19 protein-coding genes and 1 tRNA gene are annotated in these 20,335 nt (G+C 44.8%); 4 read left to right on the top strand and 16 right to left on the bottom strand.

Annotated features, from left to right (window positions below):
• The 4 genes from SSED_RS02705 to SSED_RS02690 all read right to left on the bottom strand — a co-directional run bounded on the left by SSED_RS02705 (position 1) and on the right by SSED_RS02690 (position 4,476).
• Positions 1-927 (bottom strand): C-GCAxxG-C-C family protein, encoded by a 927-nt coding sequence (locus SSED_RS02705; protein WP_012140863.1) that lies wholly within the window; start codon positions 925-927, stop codon positions 1-3.
• Between the two features lie 558 nt (positions 928-1,485).
• Positions 1,486-2,430, bottom strand: a complete 945-nt coding sequence (locus SSED_RS02700) for a LysR family transcriptional regulator (protein WP_012140862.1) — start codon at positions 2,428-2,430, stop codon at positions 1,486-1,488.
• A gap of 596 nt (positions 2,431-3,026) precedes the next feature.
• Positions 3,027-3,117: transfer RNA gene (locus tag SSED_RS02695), tRNA-Ser, on the bottom strand.
• Positions 3,118-3,273: 156 nt separating this feature from the next.
• Positions 3,274-4,476, bottom strand: a complete 1,203-nt coding sequence (locus tag SSED_RS02690; protein WP_012140861.1) for an aromatic amino acid transport family protein — start codon at positions 4,474-4,476, stop codon at positions 3,274-3,276.
• A gap of 364 nt (positions 4,477-4,840) precedes the next feature.
• Here SSED_RS02690 and SSED_RS02685 point away from each other — a divergent pair, with 364 nt between their 5' ends.
• Positions 4,841-5,341, top strand: a complete 501-nt coding sequence (locus SSED_RS02685; protein WP_012140860.1) for a TlpA family protein disulfide reductase — start codon at positions 4,841-4,843, stop codon at positions 5,339-5,341.
• 87 nt (positions 5,342-5,428) lie between these two features.
• Here the strand turns inward: SSED_RS02685 and SSED_RS02680 are convergent, their stop codons facing one another.
• Positions 5,429-5,653, bottom strand: a complete 225-nt coding sequence (locus tag SSED_RS02680) for a hypothetical protein (RefSeq protein WP_041421506.1) — start codon at positions 5,651-5,653, stop codon at positions 5,429-5,431.
• Between the two features lie 277 nt (positions 5,654-5,930).
• Here SSED_RS02680 and SSED_RS02675 point away from each other — a divergent pair, with 277 nt between their 5' ends.
• Positions 5,931-6,461 (top strand): GNAT family N-acetyltransferase, encoded by a 531-nt coding sequence (locus SSED_RS02675; protein WP_012140859.1) that lies wholly within the window; start codon positions 5,931-5,933, stop codon positions 6,459-6,461.
• Positions 6,462-6,508: 47 nt separating this feature from the next.
• Here SSED_RS02675 and SSED_RS02670 read toward each other — a convergent pair whose 3' ends face one another.
• From SSED_RS02670 to SSED_RS02660, 3 genes are all read right to left on the bottom strand, one after another.
• The gene (locus SSED_RS02670; protein WP_012140858.1) at positions 6,509-7,489 is read right to left on the bottom strand and encodes a chemotaxis protein; all 981 of its coding nucleotides are present in this window, start codon (positions 7,487-7,489) and stop codon (positions 6,509-6,511) included.
• Positions 7,490-8,531: 1,042 nt separating this feature from the next.
• Positions 8,532-8,789: a hypothetical protein gene (locus tag SSED_RS02665; RefSeq protein ID WP_012140857.1), complete on the bottom strand. Its 258-nt coding sequence runs from the start codon at positions 8,787-8,789 to the stop codon at positions 8,532-8,534.
• Between the two features lie 416 nt (positions 8,790-9,205).
• A complete protein-coding gene (locus SSED_RS02660; RefSeq protein ID WP_012140856.1) occupies positions 9,206-9,697 on the bottom strand; it encodes a hypothetical protein in 492 nt (163 codons plus the stop codon).
• Between the two features lie 467 nt (positions 9,698-10,164).
• Between SSED_RS02660 and ubiD the strand changes: the two genes are divergently transcribed.
• Positions 10,165-11,646 (top strand): 4-hydroxy-3-polyprenylbenzoate decarboxylase, encoded by a 1,482-nt coding sequence (gene ubiD / locus SSED_RS02655; protein ID WP_012140855.1) that lies wholly within the window; start codon positions 10,165-10,167, stop codon positions 11,644-11,646.
• Between the two features lie 80 nt (positions 11,647-11,726).
• On the top strand, positions 11,727-12,437 hold the full coding sequence (gene fre, locus SSED_RS02650) for an NAD(P)H-flavin reductase (protein WP_012140854.1): 711 nt from the start codon (positions 11,727-11,729) through the stop codon (positions 12,435-12,437).
• Between the two features lie 132 nt (positions 12,438-12,569).
• Here the strand turns inward: fre and SSED_RS02645 are convergent, their stop codons facing one another.
• From SSED_RS02645 to SSED_RS02610, 8 genes are all read right to left on the bottom strand, one after another.
• On the bottom strand, positions 12,570-13,853 hold the full coding sequence (locus tag SSED_RS02645; protein ID WP_012140853.1) for a winged helix-turn-helix domain-containing protein: 1,284 nt from the start codon (positions 13,851-13,853) through the stop codon (positions 12,570-12,572).
• Between the two features lie 279 nt (positions 13,854-14,132).
• Positions 14,133-14,963, bottom strand: coding sequence for an ABC transporter permease (locus SSED_RS02640; protein ID WP_012140852.1), 831 nt, complete (start codon positions 14,961-14,963; stop codon positions 14,133-14,135).
• 1 nt (position 14,964) lies between these two features.
• Entirely contained in the window at positions 14,965-15,867 is a 903-nt protein-coding gene (locus SSED_RS02635; RefSeq protein WP_012140851.1) for an ABC transporter ATP-binding protein, read from the bottom strand.
• A 26-nt stretch (positions 15,868-15,893) separates the two neighbouring features.
• Positions 15,894-17,183 (bottom strand): nitrous oxide reductase family maturation protein NosD, encoded by a 1,290-nt coding sequence (gene nosD, locus SSED_RS02630; RefSeq protein WP_012140850.1) that lies wholly within the window; start codon positions 17,181-17,183, stop codon positions 15,894-15,896.
• 6 nt (positions 17,184-17,189) lie between these two features.
• Positions 17,190-17,678: a nitrous oxide reductase accessory protein NosL gene (locus SSED_RS02625; protein WP_012140849.1), complete on the bottom strand. Its 489-nt coding sequence runs from the start codon at positions 17,676-17,678 to the stop codon at positions 17,190-17,192.
• A gap of 171 nt (positions 17,679-17,849) precedes the next feature.
• Positions 17,850-18,797: an NrfD/PsrC family molybdoenzyme membrane anchor subunit gene (gene nrfD, locus SSED_RS02620; RefSeq protein WP_012140848.1), complete on the bottom strand. Its 948-nt coding sequence runs from the start codon at positions 18,795-18,797 to the stop codon at positions 17,850-17,852.
• A gap of 2 nt (positions 18,798-18,799) precedes the next feature.
• Positions 18,800-19,510, bottom strand: coding sequence for a 4Fe-4S dicluster domain-containing protein (locus SSED_RS02615; RefSeq protein ID WP_012140847.1), 711 nt, complete (start codon positions 19,508-19,510; stop codon positions 18,800-18,802).
• Between the two features lie 63 nt (positions 19,511-19,573).
• On the bottom strand, positions 19,574-20,296 hold the full coding sequence (locus SSED_RS02610; RefSeq protein WP_012140846.1) for a tetratricopeptide repeat protein: 723 nt from the start codon (positions 20,294-20,296) through the stop codon (positions 19,574-19,576).
• Between the last annotated feature and the right edge of the window lie 39 nt (positions 20,297-20,335).

The following is a 20,335-nucleotide window of genomic DNA, read 5'->3' as shown; positions in this document are numbered from 1 at the left end:
TTAGTTGTGGCAAGTGCTACAAGTCGCATCCGCGTGCATGCCTGTCAGGCCAGACGTAACATCATGCGGCGCGTGACAAGTTTGACATTCCATAAAGGAATTCACATCCGAGCCAATATAGGTATCAGGCTCACGCTTGGTTCCGGTATGGCAACCGTAACAGTCATCATTGCCTTTAGCGACCATCTCCAGCTCAGGATCGGTTGTTAACTCGCCTTTGAGCGCCTGGTTTAAAAACTCCACCGTCTTGAAAGCCACTTCTGCTGTCACCTGAGCACAACGCTCATACTTAGCTTTATGGGCCCCACCGTACTTACTTGCAGCAGACCAGTGTGAGACCGAAGTGTGACATAAGATGGAATCGGCCGTAGATTGACCAATCATATCAGGAGTTAGCAGTTCACCGGCATCGTTGTGGAAAATAGGTGCACCGATATAATTCATAAATTTATCATCGCCACGGGGCATAGGGGTCTTTTCATAATAGCGGTTGATAGCACCGATAACGGCAACCTGATCGACACCGCCCAGAATGTTGACAATCATAGCCGCGGCGTTGACGCAGCCACAGATAGAGCCCCAGCCCTTAACCCCGGAGCCACCATAGACTGTAATATTGGTTGGAATGGCGGCAAAATTACAGGCATCCTCATGCCCTTGAGCGGCAAGCTCCTTAACTACGGCATTGAACACACCGTACATACAACCACCACGGACATAGCCTTCATAGGCACGCTTGGCGACTTCAAAAGGATCCAACTCAACGTATGCCAGTAAGTTCGCCCCCAAATCTGCACCACCATCACTACCTAAACCGATAGCACCATCGACCGGACATGTATCAGCGGCGAACACGGCGGGTGACACTGCTGCGGCACCGGCAAAACCAACAATTTTTCCCATCGCCTGACGTCTATCTAAATTCATAATCATCTCTCCAGTTATTGAAAATCTGCAATTCCACATAGTGACAAATTGCATATTCCAATTATAAATATCTTAAAAAACAATAACTTAGCCATTTCCCTGCGAAAGGATAATAGCCCTAAAGCAGAAAACAAATTGTGATCGACAAAACGTTTACAAACAAAATTTCAACAATTCTGATAAGTAAATGATCAAGGACGTCTGCTGAGATTATGGTATTTCAGAGGTAACCAATTACAACTGGAAGGATATGCTCGGTGGTATGGAAGAGTTATGGAACCATAAACGTGTATAACGTGTGTATTGCTAGCTTAAATTGAACTTCTCCACGATAGTGGTCGCTTGCCACTATATAAGCGGTACCTCAATTCCATATTCATCAATGAAACTGTTTCAACATTGGCAATATTCATTGATTTGCAGGTGTATTGGTACGCGAAAGGCAACGATATATCTTTAACTGATATTCAGGCATTGAAAATGGGGAATGACCTCTAAGCTTGGAAAGCTTATGGGACAAAACTGCCTGGAGGGTGATTCGATCAACAAAGTCGAATATCACTGGTTATCATAAGAAAAATGCTCCCGTAACTTCTCAGCTAACTTTAATGCTAAAATATGATCACTAGAGTCATTTGCCTGTAAATAATATTTAAGTTCTTTGTAGGTGGATGTCTCACTAAACAAGTTAGTTGATAATTCAGTAATGTCGAGGAACTCAAGCTCCGGTCTTTCTTGCAGCGTATGAAGGAAAACCGATCCTGCCACCAATCCTACACAGTCACCAAGCTCAAGATAATCGAGCAGCAGTTTCAAGTCAGAAATTTTTAGTGCAACGGTGATTGGGAGTTTTTTCTGGTAGGCAATCTTATCGATACGGGGCATTTTCTGCTCGTCTAAAGCATAATTTGATATGGCTACTTTATATTTGAGTATGTTCTCTAATGTGATTTTAGAATTGAAGATAGGGTGCCCTTTCTTTGCGACCAAGAAATAGCGGCCTATTTCTCCTATTTCATACCGGGTGATGCCGTCCGCTTGGGCAGGGTTGATGGATATACAATAATCAAAAACACCGTTAACCAATTTTTTCTGAAAGTCTGATGTAATTGTGTGTAGTTCGAAAGAAAACGGGCTCCCCTCACCGATAGTAACTTGATTCAAGCAGTCAAAAATTATGTTGTGAAAATTCCCCTGAGCAGCAATATTAACCGCCTTGTTTTCTGCTACGGTGATCTCCATGGTATGAGCCAGAGACTGGTAGTTCGCGACTAACGTTTTGGCCAGAGGGTAGAGTCGGTCTGCCAGATGGTTTGGTTTCATGCCATGCTGCTGTCTAATAAACAGTTCATTTTCAAAAATATGACGAAGGGACGTCAACGTTCGGCTTACTTTTGACTGAGTTATCGCTAATTTTGCGGCTGCAGCGGTTCCACTCTTTTGTTCATAAAGCTCTACAAATACGGATAATGTGAAGGAATCAAGATGATCAATTTTTTTCATGAGTGTATTCCGGAAATATTTTTTGCTGCATGCACCATACTTTAACTGCAGTCATAGTATGGTGCCATCGTTTCAAATCACACTTTGCAAATATAGTAATCGACTTTCTTTTACCCACAAATTAGAAGAATCATTTGCAATTCATGCATAACACAACCAAAAAGACTACAAATCAAAATTATACTCATACCGTCTCTTTGATTATTAATGCGCTTAAAACGTAAATCTTAGCGACTGGTACTTCCCCCTAGTGATCGTGTCACCGACATCTACTTTGCACTGAAATAGATAGCGAAGGGATAGCTGACTTTAAACAATAGGAACAATGGGTTCAATTTCATTAAGCTATAGTTAGCAAAAAGCCCGATATCTTTCGATATCGGGCTCTTCTTAATGTGGCGCCGGGATAGCTGACTTCAAACAATAGGAACCATGGGGTTCTAAATTGAGTATACGAAAAAGGGCTACTCTTTCGAGTAGCCCTTCATCTTAATATGGCGCCGGGATAGCTGACTTTAAACAATAGGAACCCTAGGGTTCTGAATTGAATATACGAAAAAGCCCCAAGCATTTCTGCTTGGGGCTTCATCTGAATGTGGCGGAGGGATAGGGATTTGAACCCTAGACGGGCTATAAACCCGTGCCGGTTTTCAAGACCGGTGCATTCGACCACTCTGCCATCCCTCCGAACGCCGCTGATAATAGGGATACTTGAGTTCAATGTAAAGCCCCACATGAATCAAATGACTAAAAAACAATCCGTTAAAACAAATAAATGCTTAATCAGCCATTTTTCAGCCAATAATCCCCCTAAATAGCGCAATATTCTCATTCTCGGGCTAACTAGCCGACAGCAGGCAAAGCATCAAACATCTGCAACAATTGCACCGTCATGATTAAAATACCGGCTAAGGTCACTAATCCGAGTCCCAATGCTCCGCCCCTAACGCGGTAGCCACCTAACCCGACTTGTCTGCGCTGAGTCGATACCATAGCCACCGGAAGGAAGATCGCCAGTACCACTAACGCAAATGCCGCGTAGCCTAAAGCTGCGATAAACCCTTGAGGGTAAAACATCGCAAATCCCAATGGCGGCATAAATGTCACCAGGGCGACCTGAACTCTATGGCTCGGCTTAGTGCTGCGCTTCAACAGGTCTGCAATAAAGTCATATAAGCCTAAACTGACACCAAGAAATGAGGTAGCCAGAGCGAGATCGGCAAATATCGATACCGTGTTCGCTATCATAGGGTCATGCAGCAGGCGGCTCAGAGAGCCGATGAACCCATTGAGGCTTTGACTCCCCATTAAATCACCTTGTGTCAGAACCCCCTGACTGGCCAGCATCCATAAGAGGTAAACCGCCAGCGGCAGTGCCGATCCCACCACAATGATCCACCTCAATGCCTTAGTATCCTTCCCTAAGTAACGCACGATAGATGGAATAGAACCATGAAAACCAAACGAGGTGAAAATCACAGGCAATGAGGCTAATACGAGCCCTTGATGCACAGGCAGCGCCACTAAGTTATCGACAGACACGTGAGGCAAAAGCAGGAACAACATCAAGACTAAGGCAATTAACTTCAAGGAAAATAAGCTGCGGTTAATCATATCGACAGAGCGAGTACCAATCGCCACAACAGTACCAATTAACACAGTGAAGAGTATCGCCCCCAACTGCATAGGGATATCCAGCTCAAACCAGCTTGTGAGCTTACTATGGATCTGCTCACCGCCACCGGCGATATAGGCCGCACATAACGCATAAAACAGAAACATCATCGAGAAACTGGCAATGAGCTGCCCTTTTCGGCCCAGCAGTTTATACGCCAAGGTGTGTAGGGTCGCATCGGCGGGGGCAAATTGGTGCACTTCGATCATCAGCAATGCGGTATAGGTCATAAGAGACCAGATGAGCAGCATAATAATACTCGCGACACCGAAGCCCAGACCCGAGGAGGCAAGAGGCAGGGCTAACATACCCGCACCTATGGTCGTGCCGGCAATTATGAGCATGCTACCGAAGATTTTACTTTTATTCATTTATGGTGTTCCAAAACAGAGAGAATGTAGCCGGAACAAGCCCTGTATCATGGCCAATTTCCGAACAATAGATGGAATTGCCACAATGGTGTGATCTAAAAATGAGGGGGGGACTAAAAATAACCTCTATCTACGCCATTGTGGCTATAGATAGTAGTAAGTATTGGCGAGTGTTAATAACACGTTATTATCCTTGATAACCACTGTTAATCAATAGCTTAACGAACAGAAATGGAGTGTACAGACTCTACCTTAGTTTTTCCTCATACATCTGTCAACAGTGAACAATTGTTTATACATGAAAGTGGAATTTTGCTAGCTTATACCGATTGATATTATTCGCTATCAAATGAATGGAGATCCGATGAAACAGCTAGCTACAATATTTATGATAACGATGGCCCTTACAATTTCAGGCTGTGCAAGTTCCGTTTCTGAAACGGCTAAAGTTGAATACCTGACCTATGTCAGCACCGGGCAAGCCGTACCGGTCAAACATTTCACCGACTCTCACGGTAATAGCATAGATCTCACCGAGTCACACAATGCCAAGTTGTTGATCCTGTTTGCGACCTGGTGCCCCGACTCTCAACGGGCAATGAAAGCATTGCAGGCATCGGATCTTATTTTAGATCCCAACCTGGATATCATAGGTATTGGCCGAGAAGAGAACAAAGAGGTACTGGATAAGTTTGCCAATGAATATCAGATAAACTTTCCCTTAGTCGCCGATAGTGACCGCAGCATCTACGCCAAGTTTGCCAACGCCGGGATCCCACGCCTCATCTTGCTCGATGGCGAGAATCACATAGTCAAAGCTATCATAGCCGAAGGCGACAACCCCTTAGCCGAGGTTCGGTGGTAGGTAACTGCTGACTATATAGCGATAAGCGAATTTGAGAATAATCCCGGCTGTCTTGGACAGCCAAATAATCAGATGAAACCAACAGGATTAATGCTCAACCTGTATAGCCAGTGGACAGCTCTGATTGGCAAAGAGGACTTTGAAATGAACTTGCTTCATCGTTCTATATTCACAGATAAGCATTGAACCTTCGGTTTCTGATTTTATCAGTTGTGCGGTAACGGCTGTTTGAGGGGATGCAAGAGCTGAGCTTGCCAAAAAAATAAGGCTACTGGCTAAGATAATAGATCTGTTCATCAATTTTTTTATCATTCACTCTTTCCTAAAGATCAGAGTTTTACAGTAATACTCTTCATATCACTCACTCTATCATCACGAGCTGAACCTCTACTTAACAACCACTTAGGTTATTACCTTCGAAATAAAGCCCCCAATAAAATCCCGAATGATTTCTGCAAGGAGGAGTACACCTCGTTAAGCAGGCCAGCAATAGTGACTGGACGAATGCCACCAAAATAAAGTAAAAACTAATACAAGAGTGAATTTAAAAGCCAATACAAAGGCTAACCGAACAAAAAGCAGGAGTGACATGAGCCGAATAATTACCGAGACCGAGCGCCTCATTATCCGAGAGTTTAATCTTAATGATGCCGCAGCCGTACTCCATTTCAATGCCCCGGAGGAGGTAAACCGTTACACGGGAGATGCCGGCATGTGTGAAAGCCTACAGGATGCGATAGCGATCATCCGCGATATCTGGTTAGTCGAGTATGACAAGTTTGGCTATGGCCGCTGGGCGGTGGTACTGAAAGAAACCGGCAAGGTGATCGGGTTTTGCGGGTTCAAGAACGAAAGTCGTATCGGGGCGGTCGATATCGGTTACCGCTTTCACCCGGAGCATTGGGGCAAGGGCTACGCGACGGAATCGAATATGGCGTGTGTCGAATATGCCAGGCAAGAGATGGAGCTGGATCGGGTAGTCGGTGATGCCGCAGCCGAAAACCGAGCATCGATCAATGTACTGCTCAAGTTAGGTATGAGCTTCGATAAACAGTACCGGGAAGATCAATTTACCGTTAATCGATATCAGATGTTCTTAAAGTCTGCTGGCGGTAATTAACCACCTCTCAGCCGCTCTAACAAATTGGCTACCAAAAGAACAACGGTTTAATCATCGAGCACGTAGCCATCCATCATACCGACCATGCGACCGATCTCTGGCTTAGTTATGGTGTCGTTCGCGCCGAGTTGCAACGCCTTACTGCGGTTATCCTCACTCATCAGAGACGAGAACATTACAATAGGCATATTGCTATAGGCACTCGTATCACGCAGGCGCTTCACTAAGTGCATACCATCCATGCGGGGCATCTCCACATCGGTAATGATGGCACTGACGAAATCATTAACCGAAGCCCCCTCATCGACGGCTAAACGCTCATATTCCAGTAACATCTCGAGAGCATCGCCACCATCTTTCGCTGTAATAATGTTATACCCAGCCGATCTCAATGTATTTTCAATCATCTTACGGATAAACGCGGAATCATCGACAACCAGTATGGTCTTAGCTTCACGCTTAGCCAGCATGGTATCGTCGATAATGACACTCTTATCCTGAAGTACATCATATTTATCCATACTCAATTCCGGATTGATATCTGCGATGATTTTCTCAAAATCCAACACCATAATCAGATGCCCCTCCCGCCTGACAACGGCGACGACACAATCCTGTTCGCCCGCCTCTAAAAACTGACTGGGGGATTCGACCTGCTCCCATGACACCCGATGAATACTGCGAACACTATCGATTAAAAAACCATTAATCATCTTGTTAAAGTCGGTGACAATGACAACCTTATGAGTCAAGTCATCTTTCGTCGGGATCCCAAGCCACCCGGCCAGATCTACCAAGGGGATCAAGATATCCCTTAAGGAAAATACACCCACCATATGCGGCTGAGCATTAGGATAATCAGATGTGCTCGGCACCAGAATCACCTCACGCACCTTAGCCACATTAATCCCGTAATGACATACTTTAAAACCGCCATCGGGGAGTAATTTATGCAGATGAAACTCGATAATTTCGAGCTCGTTGGTACCACTCTCGGTAAGGATCTCAGATTTTTTCAAGTCATTCATAAACGGCACTCAGGCAAACACAAACAATGAAAATAGGAAGGGACAATTATGAGTATAGGAAAGAAATGACGCTTTATCTGTTCTCGGTAATTCCATGCTCCGCTCTCAGTAAGAGTTGTAGCCGGTAACTGCGAACGAACATAGCTCTAGAAGTGAGGGGGGAGAAGGAAACGCTCAAAACCAGTATTCGGCTTTCGATAGTGACAGCATGGTCGACGTTCGGAAACCGACCATGATGCTTTTAGTGAGAAGGTTAAGCCTTGTCATGGCGAATTATTTCAAGGCTCGATAGGTCTCGCTGCTCCAATCGAACACATACTCGATCCCTTGCCACTCATAGATGGTATGAGTCATCCCTTTGAATGACCTAGGCGTTTAAAATAGTTCAATTACCTGTAAAAAATAAACCCTCCTAGAGTTCAATACAGGCATGTCCACTAACCTGCAAAAAAATCTAAGCCAAAGGTCCATCCACCTATTACCCCCAAAACAAAAAGTATTGGTATAACAATATCATTCACATTCAATTTATTATCCATATAAATACCCATATAATATCCATACAATTAAGTTGTTTAAATATTTCACTTCTAAATATTCAGCCACCAACCACAGCAGTCAAAAATCTGGACTTAGAAGTTCTTCAACAACGAAGTAACACTACACCTAACTATTACTCTACCTAAAAAATAAAGAAGTAACCCCATAGACTTCAGGGGGCACTTATTTTATTTAAGTAAAGAAAATCTCCTTAGAGTCGAACAAAATAGCTCTAACCAATATAATATCCAATAGAAATTAATACAGCTCCGAATATCGAACCAGTTAGAAACGCCAAAAGCTGAGGCTGTTCAATACATAACTTAATCATCCGTCTCCTCACTTTAACAGTTTTGCAATCCATATTGCACCAGCTGCACCTTCAAGACAAAGCCGGATCCAGTTATACATGCCAAAGGTAATTTTGGAGTAATACCACCATTACCCTACTCAATCTCATGTATTGTTAGCTATCCCCCCCGAAACCCGCATAATACATTCCTTAACTTAAAATTATTAACATTACATTCCCACTTCGGCTTGCATGGGTTTTTATTACACCTTTATCTGGAACGATATAGCCTCTAACCGTTTCCTTACGTGCATAATTTGAAAAAGAGAGAAAAATGGATGTGGCTACAACAATAGCGAGAAGTGCAAGAACGACACTATAAATTGACAAGGGTTGCGCCAGTGAAATATCACCATGCAACTTATTTTTTTGAGCCTCTACGGCTTGCCTTCTGAATATTCCAGTCATAACAACTCCCTTGCACTTAAAATGAATACAATTGTCATCCTGACAATTAAACAGAAATCATTAAAAGTTGACCTAAAGCACACTTGTAAATCTGATATTAAAACATAAGGCAAAAGCATCTTTTTAACAAGACGAACATTAATAAAAATATCCCCACTCCATCACTCATAGAACAGTAATATATCAGAGATGCAAATATATACACTTAAAAATCACACATGGATGCGGTTTCTAAAAACATGAAATACCTGAAGATTAAACCTTAAATTGAACTTATTACTAAGTTATTTACTTATCACTACCTATAGAACGATACCAAATAGCCATCATGAAAGTTATAAATAAACGTTATAGTGAGGTGGGTTTAAACATATGTCGAAAGTGTGGATGAAAACTAGCACTTCACCAATACTGCTCTACCTCAACTCTCGATAGGTCTCGCTGCTCCAATCGAACACATACTCGATCCCTTGCCACTCATAGATGGTGCGGCCATCTCTTTGCATGACCCGGGCATTTTCAGGCAAGCTTTTCAGGCCAGATGCGTATTGCACACTGGTGGTCACTCTCTGTGGTGGTGCTATGACTTTAGGCTCGGGACGCTTATACTCTCTACGATCGTAGCGATAAGGATAGCCCCAGTTGTTACGCCAGTAAGGGCGATACCAAGGTCTGTTCCAATAATAGCCGTGATTATTCCAGTAAGGTGATCCTGTGCTGACTCCAACACCCCAACGCCAACCACTATTATAGTTTGGATAGTGATGACCCCAGCTACTGCTCCAGGTAGGTTGAACCCACACATTACTGCTCCAATTGAAGCGATCAGAAGCTTGTGCACTTAGACTTGAAAGAGACAGCAAACCACACAAGATAACAGCCCGTCTAACACGAGATAATTGACTCATTTGCCTCCCTCCACACTCGCTCTATCATCAGAGCAGACTTGACCGTCCCCCTATATTACTCCTATTTACAGCAAGAAGTAATTTACCTCTATCTTATCTATTTATACCAATCAGTATAAAGATGTGATCGCTCAGCGAGAATTTAGCGCTTCTGAGGCAAGGCAACGAGTGAAGAACATAGTTATTCTACGTTAAAGCTCGTTAACACAGCATCGGATGCGCTAAAACTCGCCTGTTAGGCGTGTTTTGGGCTGCCTACTTCTGCGTTGAATGGCCTTACAAGGGAACAACCATTCCATCATCCATTCGCCTTGAATTAGTTGCCAAAAAACACGCTGAGTAGATCACTTTCTTATACTGATTGGTATTATTGTCTCCTCATAAATCAACCTAAGCAGTTAAACATGCGTACTAAAAATGGTATAGTGCGCGCCATATCACACTTTAATAGCAGCGAGTAATTCCACATGAGTTTTAAGGATTTACGCAGTTTTATAAGCCACCTGGAAGCGAATGGTGAACTTAAACGTATCAGCCATCCGGTCGATCCCCATCTTGAGATGACAGAGATCGCCGATCGTGTGTTGCGCGCCAAGGGCCCTGCTCTGCTGTTTGAAAATCCGGTTGGCAACGAGATGCCGGTATTGGCAAACTTGTTTGGCACACCGAAACGCGTCGCCATGGCACTGGGTAAAGAAGATCCCCTCGCACTCAGAGAGGTCGGTGAACTGCTGGCATTCCTGAAGGAGCCTGAGCCACCACGTGGCTTTAAAGACGCTATATCCAAGATCCCTATGTTCAAGCAAGCCTTGAATATGCCGCCGAAAACGGTTCGCAACGCTCCCTGTCAGGAAGTAATAAAAACCGGCAGTGATGTCGACCTGACTAAACTCCCTATCCAGCATTGCTGGCCCGGCGATGTCGCTCCTCTGGTAACCTGGGGACTGACCATCACTAAGGGGCCGCGTCAGAAACGACAAAACCTCGGGATCTACCGTCAACAGTTGCTCGATAAAGATAAACTGATTATGCGTTGGCTCGATCACCGTGGTGGCGCGCTCGACTTTAAAGATTTTAAAGAGAAATTCCCCGGTGAACGTTACCCGGTAGTCGTCGCGCTGGGTGCAGATCCCGTAACCATCTTAGGGGCCGTGACTCCGGTACCCGACTCCATGAGCGAATATGCCTTCGCGGGCCTGCTGCGTGGTGAGCGCACCGATGTATGCAAGGCCATAAGCTGTGATCTGGAGGTTCCCGCCACCAGCGAGATCATCTTAGAAGGTTATATCGATCCCGAGGAGATGGCCGAAGAGGGTCCCTATGGCGATCATACCGGTTATTACAACGAGACAGATAAATTTCCTGTCTTCACAGTGACCCATATAACCCACAGAAAAGACGCTATCTACCATAGTACCTACACCGGCCGTCCACCTGATGAGCCAGCTATGTTGGGCGTGGCATTGAATGAAATCTTCGTGCCGATTCTGCGCAAGCAGTACCCTGAAATTATCGATTTCTATCTGCCACCAGAAGGCTGCTCTTACCGTATGGCGGTGATCTCGATACGAAAAGAGTACCCAGGGCACGCCAAGCGGGTGATGATGGGAGCCTGGTCATTCCTGCGCCAATTTATGTATACCAAGTTTATTATTATCGTCGATGAAGACGTTAATTGTCGTGACTGGAACGATGTTATCTGGGCCATCACCACGCGTATGGATCCCAAGCGCGATACCGTCATGATAGAAAACACTCCTATCGATTATCTCGACTTTGCTTCGCCTGTTGCGGGTCTGGGCTCGAAGATGGGGATGGATGCCACCAACAAGTGGGAAGGCGAAACCGATCGTGAATGGGGAACCCCAATCGTGATGGATGAGGCCGTGAAACAAAGAATCGATACTATCTGGGACGACTTGGGCATAGACGATGCCCCTACCCTATAATTTATAGTCTGAGATCTTAAACAAGATTAGCCAAAACGATTATTACAAGCCTCCACAGAGGGGCATTAAAAGGACGTTAGATGAAAACGATTCGCTGTAAGATAGAACAAGTCACCCCATTTAATGAGGCGGTTTATCAGATCATTCTGAAGCCTGAAACAGCTTTTGACTTTAAGGCTGGCCAGTATCTTTGCGTCGTTATGGATGAAAAAGACAAGCGTCCATTCTCGATCGCTTCGGCACCCGATGCCGAACATATTGAGCTACATATCGGTGCCGCAGTGAGTGAAAGCTACCCGATGCAGGTCGTAGATCGTATGCAAGAGTGTTTACAAAACAACGCCACTATTGAAGTTGAAGTACCTGGCGGTGATGCTCATCTGCGTCATGAAAGTCAACGCCCGCGCCTCATGATTGCAGGCGGTACCGGCTTCTCCTATATCAAGAGTATCGTTGAGCATCAGATAGCATTAGACCTGCAAGTGGAAACTACATTCTACTGGGGTTGCCGGACTCAGGATGCCATGTATTACGAGACTATCGCACGGGAATGGCATGATGCTCATCCATGGATGCATTTTGTACCTGTACTCGAGCAGGCCAATGATGACTGGAAGGGAAAGCAAGCTAACCTTCTGGATCAGATAAGGACTGACTTTGTCAGCCTCAATGGCTATGACATCTATATCGCGGGTCGTTTCGATATGGTGGGAACGGCGCGGGAACTGTTCCGCACTATGGGACTGGAAGAAGATCACCTCTACGGCGATGCCTTCGCGTTTATTAAGTAAAGATTCTGAAGGCGTTCGCAAGCTCACTACGAGTAACGAGAACGCTTCGCTACGAGAAAAGAGCCAATGCTTTTTTCTCGTAAGGCGTAGCCCGAACTCGCAGGCGCTTTCAGCCGCTCTCTAAACTAGATCCTAGAGTTTGACTTTATCATACTCATACCAGGCAACAAGATTGCCCAGAATTGGCACTATCCACACCGCCGTGTCAGTATCTTTATAGACCCGATAGAAGTAGAGGTCTTCTTCAACTATCTCATGCTTTCTTATTTCGCGATAAAAATGCATCGCAGATGAGCTCACCTTATCTGGTTTGATCAGCTCTTTCTGACCAACCCTGACATGAAAAACATCGACATCCAGGCCGTTAATCTGCTCTGCATACTGCTTAAACTTACCTTTTATCTTGTATTTAATCGGCGTAGTTGCACACTCTTCATCAGTGATACAAGCAGCGGAATAGAACTTACCTGAGTCTTCTCCCTCATAGATGAGCGACAGGCTGATATCGGATCTAACCAACATATTGCCCTGAACCGGATAGTAAACATCGGCGTGATAATGATGTTCAACAAAACCGCTGGTTCCCGGCTCATTATGAGGAATGATGACCCTGTTATAGCGGATCCTTTGCTCCATCTTTTTGGTTAATGCCGCAAAATTTTTCATATTTAACCCGGCGGGAGTCGGGTCGATCGCTGTAATGTTGATCAACCCCTTGCCGGAACAACTCTTGTCATCGGCATCGGGGCACACGGCCATAGAGTAGTAATTACCATCCGTCAGCGCGAAACCATTAAACTTGTTCAAATGAGTTAAGTGGTTCACTTCCGGTGCTAAATGCTTCTGCCACATAGAGGGGTGCAGATGTGCGACATTATCTTTATACAACAACTGAACATCTTGCTTAACGCCACCGATATTCAGTTCGATAGACTTATCCGCATTCCAGCTAGCCGTGTCTTGTACGACCCCATGGTAATCACTGAAATACCAAACAGACAAACCAATCATTAACGCTATGACTATGCCACTGAACTTAACCAGCAGCGATACATCTACGATAGCCGCACGTACAGACTCAGCATCGTTAACCGCAAGCATCTTAATATGAGAACGTGTGGACACATTCAACTGATAACCACGTCCGGCAATCGTTCTCAACATCACTTCAGGATAGGGTTCAAGCTTCTTTCTTAGGGTGCTGACGCACTGAGTTAAAGATGTTGCTGCAACCACGCGATCGGGCCAGCCTGCTGCGAGAAGATCTTCTTTGGTACAGACAGAGCTAGAAGAGAGTAATAGCAGATGTAAGACAGCAGACTCTGATACTGTCAATGTAACGGTCACATTATTAGCATGATCAACTAATTGCTTAGCCTCTTCATCTAACTCCAAATAAGGAGTAATTTTTAGCACCTTGAACCTCTATGAATCAATTAACATCAATGAGTTAGCAATGAACTTATTGATAGTTTACTTAATATAATAATGGAAAAATGTGATTGTACTCCAAAATCAAATCAGATATAAAATATCGAGACGCCCACGCTCACATATATAGCATTTAATCGTTTACATAAAGACAACAAGACAAACCTGAAACTCATTTCACCCAAGAAAAAATAACCTTTAGTAAAGCTCGGTTATAAAGCGTTTCAAGCCATTTTACATCTGTTAATCGAACGAAGTGAATCACTATAGCTGCCTACGTTTAAACACGAAGTTAGCAACAAGCATCAAACCTGAAACCCACAAACCCATTACAAGATAAAGCGCGATTTTTCCCCAACCCGATGCAGATAATGTAGCAAGGCTCCCCTTGCTCGCATCGGTACCGATAAGATTAATTGCGCGATACAGATCCGTAGGATTTAGTGCAATTAAGACATTGATAATATACTGATTAAAGAATGAAATATCGGCAACTAATAGCGTCAACAGCAAGAGATCATAGATAAGCACGAACAGAAACCAAACAAACAGAACCGTCGCAACCGCCTTAGCTTTTTCAGTCGCTTTTAAGCTGACAATATAGCCCAGTAAAATAAACGTGATCGCGAGTAATATGCTGGTCAAAATAAACTGACTAAACTGACCGACTGTGGCGGCAACGTCATAGTTATCACCGAATATAAGCAAGAGCACAGCTGTCAGTCCAAAAGCGAAACTGATAGTAAAACTCATAATCACACTGTGCCCGATAAGCTTACCCGATAAAATTTGAAACCTGGACAGTGGATAGGAGAGTAATAACAGTAGAGTCCCGGACTCATCCTCCCCAATGAAGGCATCGTAACTGACTAACATTGCCGCTAACGGAATAATAAATACAGAAATTGTAGATAGACTCGATATCAGGGCATCCAACTTCGGCAACGCCAATTGACCAACAACGGCACTACCTGCAAACGTAACACTAAGAGAGAGAAGCAAAAAAATAAGCGAGATAAAGGTTACCCATCGATTCCTCAGGCTATCCCGGATCTCTTTTTTAGCGATGACCAATACTGATGAGTGAAATAACATATTAACTAACGACTCCAAGCTGAGAATACTTCTGCATATGAAAATGATAGATCTCGGCTAAACCCGGCTCTTTCAGAGCAAAATCAAACAGACCACACTCGGCAGTTAAATATTGAACGACATCTTGCTTGCTCTCGCTATCCAGCAACAGCGCATTATCGGTATAAAGAGAGGCTAATCGCTCGCTGTCATTCACCAACGCAGCTAATGAAGGAGAGGTTAACCTTGTTTTTAACCGACTCTCATATCTGAGTTCGCCGAGGTTCCCGGATGCCAGACACCGACCCTTACCTAAGATAAGGGCGGTATCGATATTGTTTTCAATGAGTGATAATTCATGGGTACAGACAATAACAGCACAGCCAAGCCGCTTGAGCTCATCAATTTTTCCATAGAGAAATTGAGAGGCAACGGGATCTAATCCGACGGTAGGCTCATCGAGCAGCAATAACTCCGGCTCACAGAGAATCGCCTGGGCAAAGCCTAACCTTTGCTTCATCCCTTTAGAGTAGGTTTTTAATGCCCTGTCTTTGGCATAACCTAAACCAAACTCCTCTATTAATTCACAGACTCTGTTTTTTCCTACCCCCTTGAGCTCAGCAAAATAGGTTAAAATCTCCTCGCCGGTCAACTTATCATAAAAGCTCACATTTTCAGGAAGGTACCCTAACTTCAGGTCCGAACGACTGGTATTTTTTCTTATATTCCGCCCTAAAATATTGATCACACCTCCAGTAGGTGTGATCAAACCGAGCAAGATCTTTATCAGGGTAGATTTACCTGCACCGTTATGACCGAGCAACGCCATCGTTTGCCCTTGTTTCATCTCGAAACTCACATCATCGAGTGCAACATCAGCCCCAAAATTGTGGCTTATATTTCTGGCAGAAACAGCAGTATTCATCTTGCCTCCTGAGTAACCTTCAACTTTCAATGAGGAACGCCAAACTCGAAATCGAATGGGGGAGTAAAATTAAGAAGAGGGTAGCTATCGATAATGCCGCTGGGCTCACCAATCTCAAACTGTCTCTGCACCCATCTAAGCACCATCACTATCGGACTTCCCATCAAGAAATTCGCTTCCGGGTAGAGCCAGAATAGCCTATCGATATTATCATTTGGGCGATACGGGCTATTGCCAATACCGTCAGAACTGTGATCCCACCCCAGATATCCGCTCCAGTGGTTTCCACGTCCATCTTTACTCCACTCAAGTAGCTTATCGCCTACATATTTAACCTGACTGAAGTTATCGACAAACTGATTTTCATAGACCAGATTTCCTTCACCGCCCATGGCCATATAGAAACCGATATCGCAAAGTGAAAAACGATTTCCGACGACCCGATTATCTCTGGCACCATAGATGAAGATCCCCTTTCCCTCTTTACCCTGAACCGGATTCTCATCAGGATTAAGGATCTGCTCGACTCGGTTGCCCTCAATGACCGAATCCTGGCTCATATTAAGCAGGATACCAAAATCGACGGCATCCCAGACCTGATTGCTGTGCAGATGGATCTGCTTTGAACTCATCAGAGCATACCCACCATCGACACGATAACTTTGATTGTTGAAGGCTTCATCCATGCTGGAGTACATATAGTGAATGCCATACTGTTGCTCGAAGAAGCGATTACCGGCTACCTTGCTGTGACTTCCAGACTCTATATAGACACCGTCTCTGACGTGAGAGATGACATTGCCCCACACCTCAGCCCCGACGACATGGTCAAGATGGATGCCATCGCCCCGATCTAGCTTATATAGCGAAGCGTTGCCTGTGACAATATTGTCATTGATCTTGATCCGATTTAGCTCATCGGCTCTGATGCCGAAACCGTCTCCGGATAGCCGGTTATTATTGATGCTGACATCATCGCTGCCCGCCATCACCAAGATACCCGAGTCTCGCTCGTAGTGATCGTTTCCCCAGTGCTCTATGGTGAGCCCTGAGATCTCTACACCAGATGAGTGGATGGTGATAGCACTTCCCTCTCCCTGTGCATCAATAGTGCTACCACCGCGGCTGGAAAGGGAGAGAGGCTTTTCTATGTCGAACCGGCCTTCATATAGACCAGGGTTGAGTATGATGTGATCGCCCGGATTGGCATGCTCTAACTCTAACCTAAGGCTTTCGGTATCGAATACCGTGGCACTTCCGGCTTGGGAGAGAGCGGAGAAGCCAAAAATAACAGCCAAAAGGCAGATGCGAAACATAGGCGGTTACTCGCCGAGAAGTAGCTCGAGGGTGATCTGCTCATAGCCTAAAACGGCTCCCCCAAACTCTTTAGCAAATTGAACAGCCCCCTCTTCGGTGGCGAACGAGGCGACAGCAGGTCCCATCACTGCTTTTCTGCTGGTCCCATATACATACCAGGCCTGAGTCGCATCGATAAAGTGCTTATCATCCGGATGCGCCCAGTCGGTTGCCGACATGTCATGGACCATAAGAGCGGTGATCTGACGTTGATTCTCAGGCTGAAGAGAGAAGTTGAACATATCTCTGGTAGAACAAAACTTAGGGACTATCTCTTCACTTTTTAGCTGTAACTGCCCCTTAGGACCCGGGTATTTCGTTATCATCATGCCACACAGGTGACAACGCTCATGATCATGAATAGCTTGGGCCTCTACCGACTTAGTAACGGCATCACCTCGGCTACATGCAAAAAGAACCGGGATAACCAACAAGATGAGAATAAGCTTTTTCATACATTTTCCAATTCGATAAGAGGTGATGGAATAGCACTCAACACCTTATCGATACCTTGCAGGGAAAAAACGATAAGGCGTGAGTCGGTATAGCAGTAATTGTTGACCAGGCTCCTGATACAAACCTTGCAGGGCGGTGTATCAGGAGTGAGGTTCAATTACAGTTCCACATTAAATCGCAAAGTTCTGACCCGCATAGATGATGAATAGTCGCAGGCACATCATACCTGTGACAGCACAGACACCTGATGCATAGAAGGCTTGCGCTGAGTGGCTAACACGCTTACTCGTTGCAAAGTTAAGTAGTAGCGGGCCACAAAATCCTACCCCTACAACCCCAAGCCAAAATACGCCGGCCCAGTCACCTATATGGAAAGCAGAGAACGCGCTTTGCATACCAGCATTACCGGTAAACAGAGACATAGCTATCATAAAGATAAATAGGATCTCGGCTGCCATGATTGGCCATTCGGCCCCATGTAGAAGCTTCATATCCTGGCTGTGCATCTCCTCCTTAAACATAGATACAGCCAGCATTTTCGCACTTGCTGCACCGGCTGAAATACCAGACGCAATAAATAGCGCCGGCAATACAGAGGTGTTGATGATAGGAAAACGAATAAGCGCCGAGATAAGGAAGCCGGTATACGCACACACCGCCATAGCTAAAATCAGTACTGCAACCTCACATGGGCGACGCACTCCTTTTAGCTTATCAATCACTGGCAGTAACATGCCCAATGCAGGGATCTTACGGATCTCATCTTCGAAAGCGAATAGGGTGATTAAGGCCACTAGCGGAATATACGCTGTCAGTGCAATAACACCTATCGACATCACTGAGTTAAGGTTGTAGTAAACCAGTATCCGCCAGAAGAACAGTGGATTGGTCAAATCGAGCACCAGGCACAACATACCTAAGCTGATGGTCACAAACGAGATCAGTGCAGCCGCTTTATAAAAAGGCGTATTTTCAGTCTGACCTTTATAGAAACGAATAAATATCGCTGTTGCTATCGCCCCACCCGATATCCCTGCAAAGAACAGGTAAACCGCGATGGGCCAGGGCCAGGCGATACCATCAGATAGCCCCATAGTGAATTCCATTGAACCATCCATCTCTATACCCCCAGCTTAACAATAGGTATGTACCTCAGACTTGGCTCAGTACCAAATCCAGGCTTCACACGAACAGAGTCTTTTACCCTTAGCAACTTACTGACATAGGATGTCGGGTCGTTGATATCACCAAAGATCAATGCATCATAGCGACACTTCTGAACGCAGGCCGGTAGCTCGCCAATCGCCAGTTTGCTGTGTAGACAAAAATCGCAATTATCGGCAACATCGGTCTCTTTATTGATAAAGCGCGCATCGTAAGGACAAGCACCGATACAATATTTACAACCGGCACATTTGCTCGCATCCATAGTTACGATACCGGTTTTCTCATCCCGGTGCGCAGCGCCAGTTGGGCATACGGTGACACAGGGGGCATTTTTACACTGCTGGCATGAAACTCGAACGAACTTACGTTCACAACCACATTCAGTTGTTTTACCGCAGTGTGGGCAAGGCTGCCCCTCTAGCCCACCAGAATGTTGCTCCAACAGCAACCTGGACTTACCCTCGGGTAAGTTATTCGCTAAATTACAGGCCTCTTTACACTCACCACAGCCAGTGCATTTATTTTGATCAAACACCATCGCATAATGGGGCTTGTTTGCATCTGACTCCTTCTCTTTGACCGAACTGCACCCTAAGGGCGCTATTATCAAAGAGCTGGCTCCTAAGCACTTAAGGAACCTCCGTCTCTCTATGTTTTCACTCACAGCATCCTCCATCTATCAGCTATTCTGCTGATCTGTTTTATATTTATTTGGTTTAACGTGACTCTACTCAGATGCAGTCACTGAACGATTAGCTATTTTTTGCTCGGCTCGTAAAATTGCATTATTAATTGAGTCTCTATTAAAACTTTGGCTATCACTCTTGAGTAACAACTCCCACTGCTTAATGGCTTCTTCATAATTTCCATTAAGGTATCCGTGAGTCGCTAGCAGTAATCTGGACTGAAATTCATATTCATCGATAGCGAGTGCTCTGGCGATAACGAGATCGATATCGAGACTCATCGCCCGGTTATCACGGTAGTACATGGCATTGGCTTTCATGCCCAAAATACCGGCATCATCACCCGTTAACTGAAGTAGTTCATCGAAGGTTTTCACTGAATCTGAATAAAGCCCACCATCGGCATAAGATTGAGCCAAATTTAATAATGCAATTTCATTGTTTGGTTGCTCATTAACTGTTTTTGCATTTTTATTGATATCTGCGGTGATCAGGTAATCAATATGTTCATCTACGCTCCCTTTATCCCAGTCACTGAAGTGACCCAGTTGCGAGTAAAGTGATACGCTCGAAAAAAGGAGCACTATGGATAGCAGCACAGGTATCTTTATATCTAAAGATGGTGTTATCACTTCGCTATCACATGCATTTGACTGCTTTGCAATATGAATGACCCCTTGATTGAGACACCGGAGATGATGTCGCCAGATCAGTGCTATAAAAGCACAAAGTGTTACCCCAATACCGATAGCAAGACTATTCATAGTGGCTCTCTAAAAACGAATTAAACGTGTCGAATTTCT

This window comes from Shewanella sediminis HAW-EB3 (assembly GCF_000018025.1).
In the GTDB taxonomy this organism is placed as follows: Bacteria; Pseudomonadota; Gammaproteobacteria; order Enterobacterales; family Shewanellaceae; genus Shewanella; species Shewanella sediminis.
The sequence above is the reverse complement of the archived record's forward strand: the minus strand, read 5'-3'. Positions and strand labels throughout refer to the sequence as shown.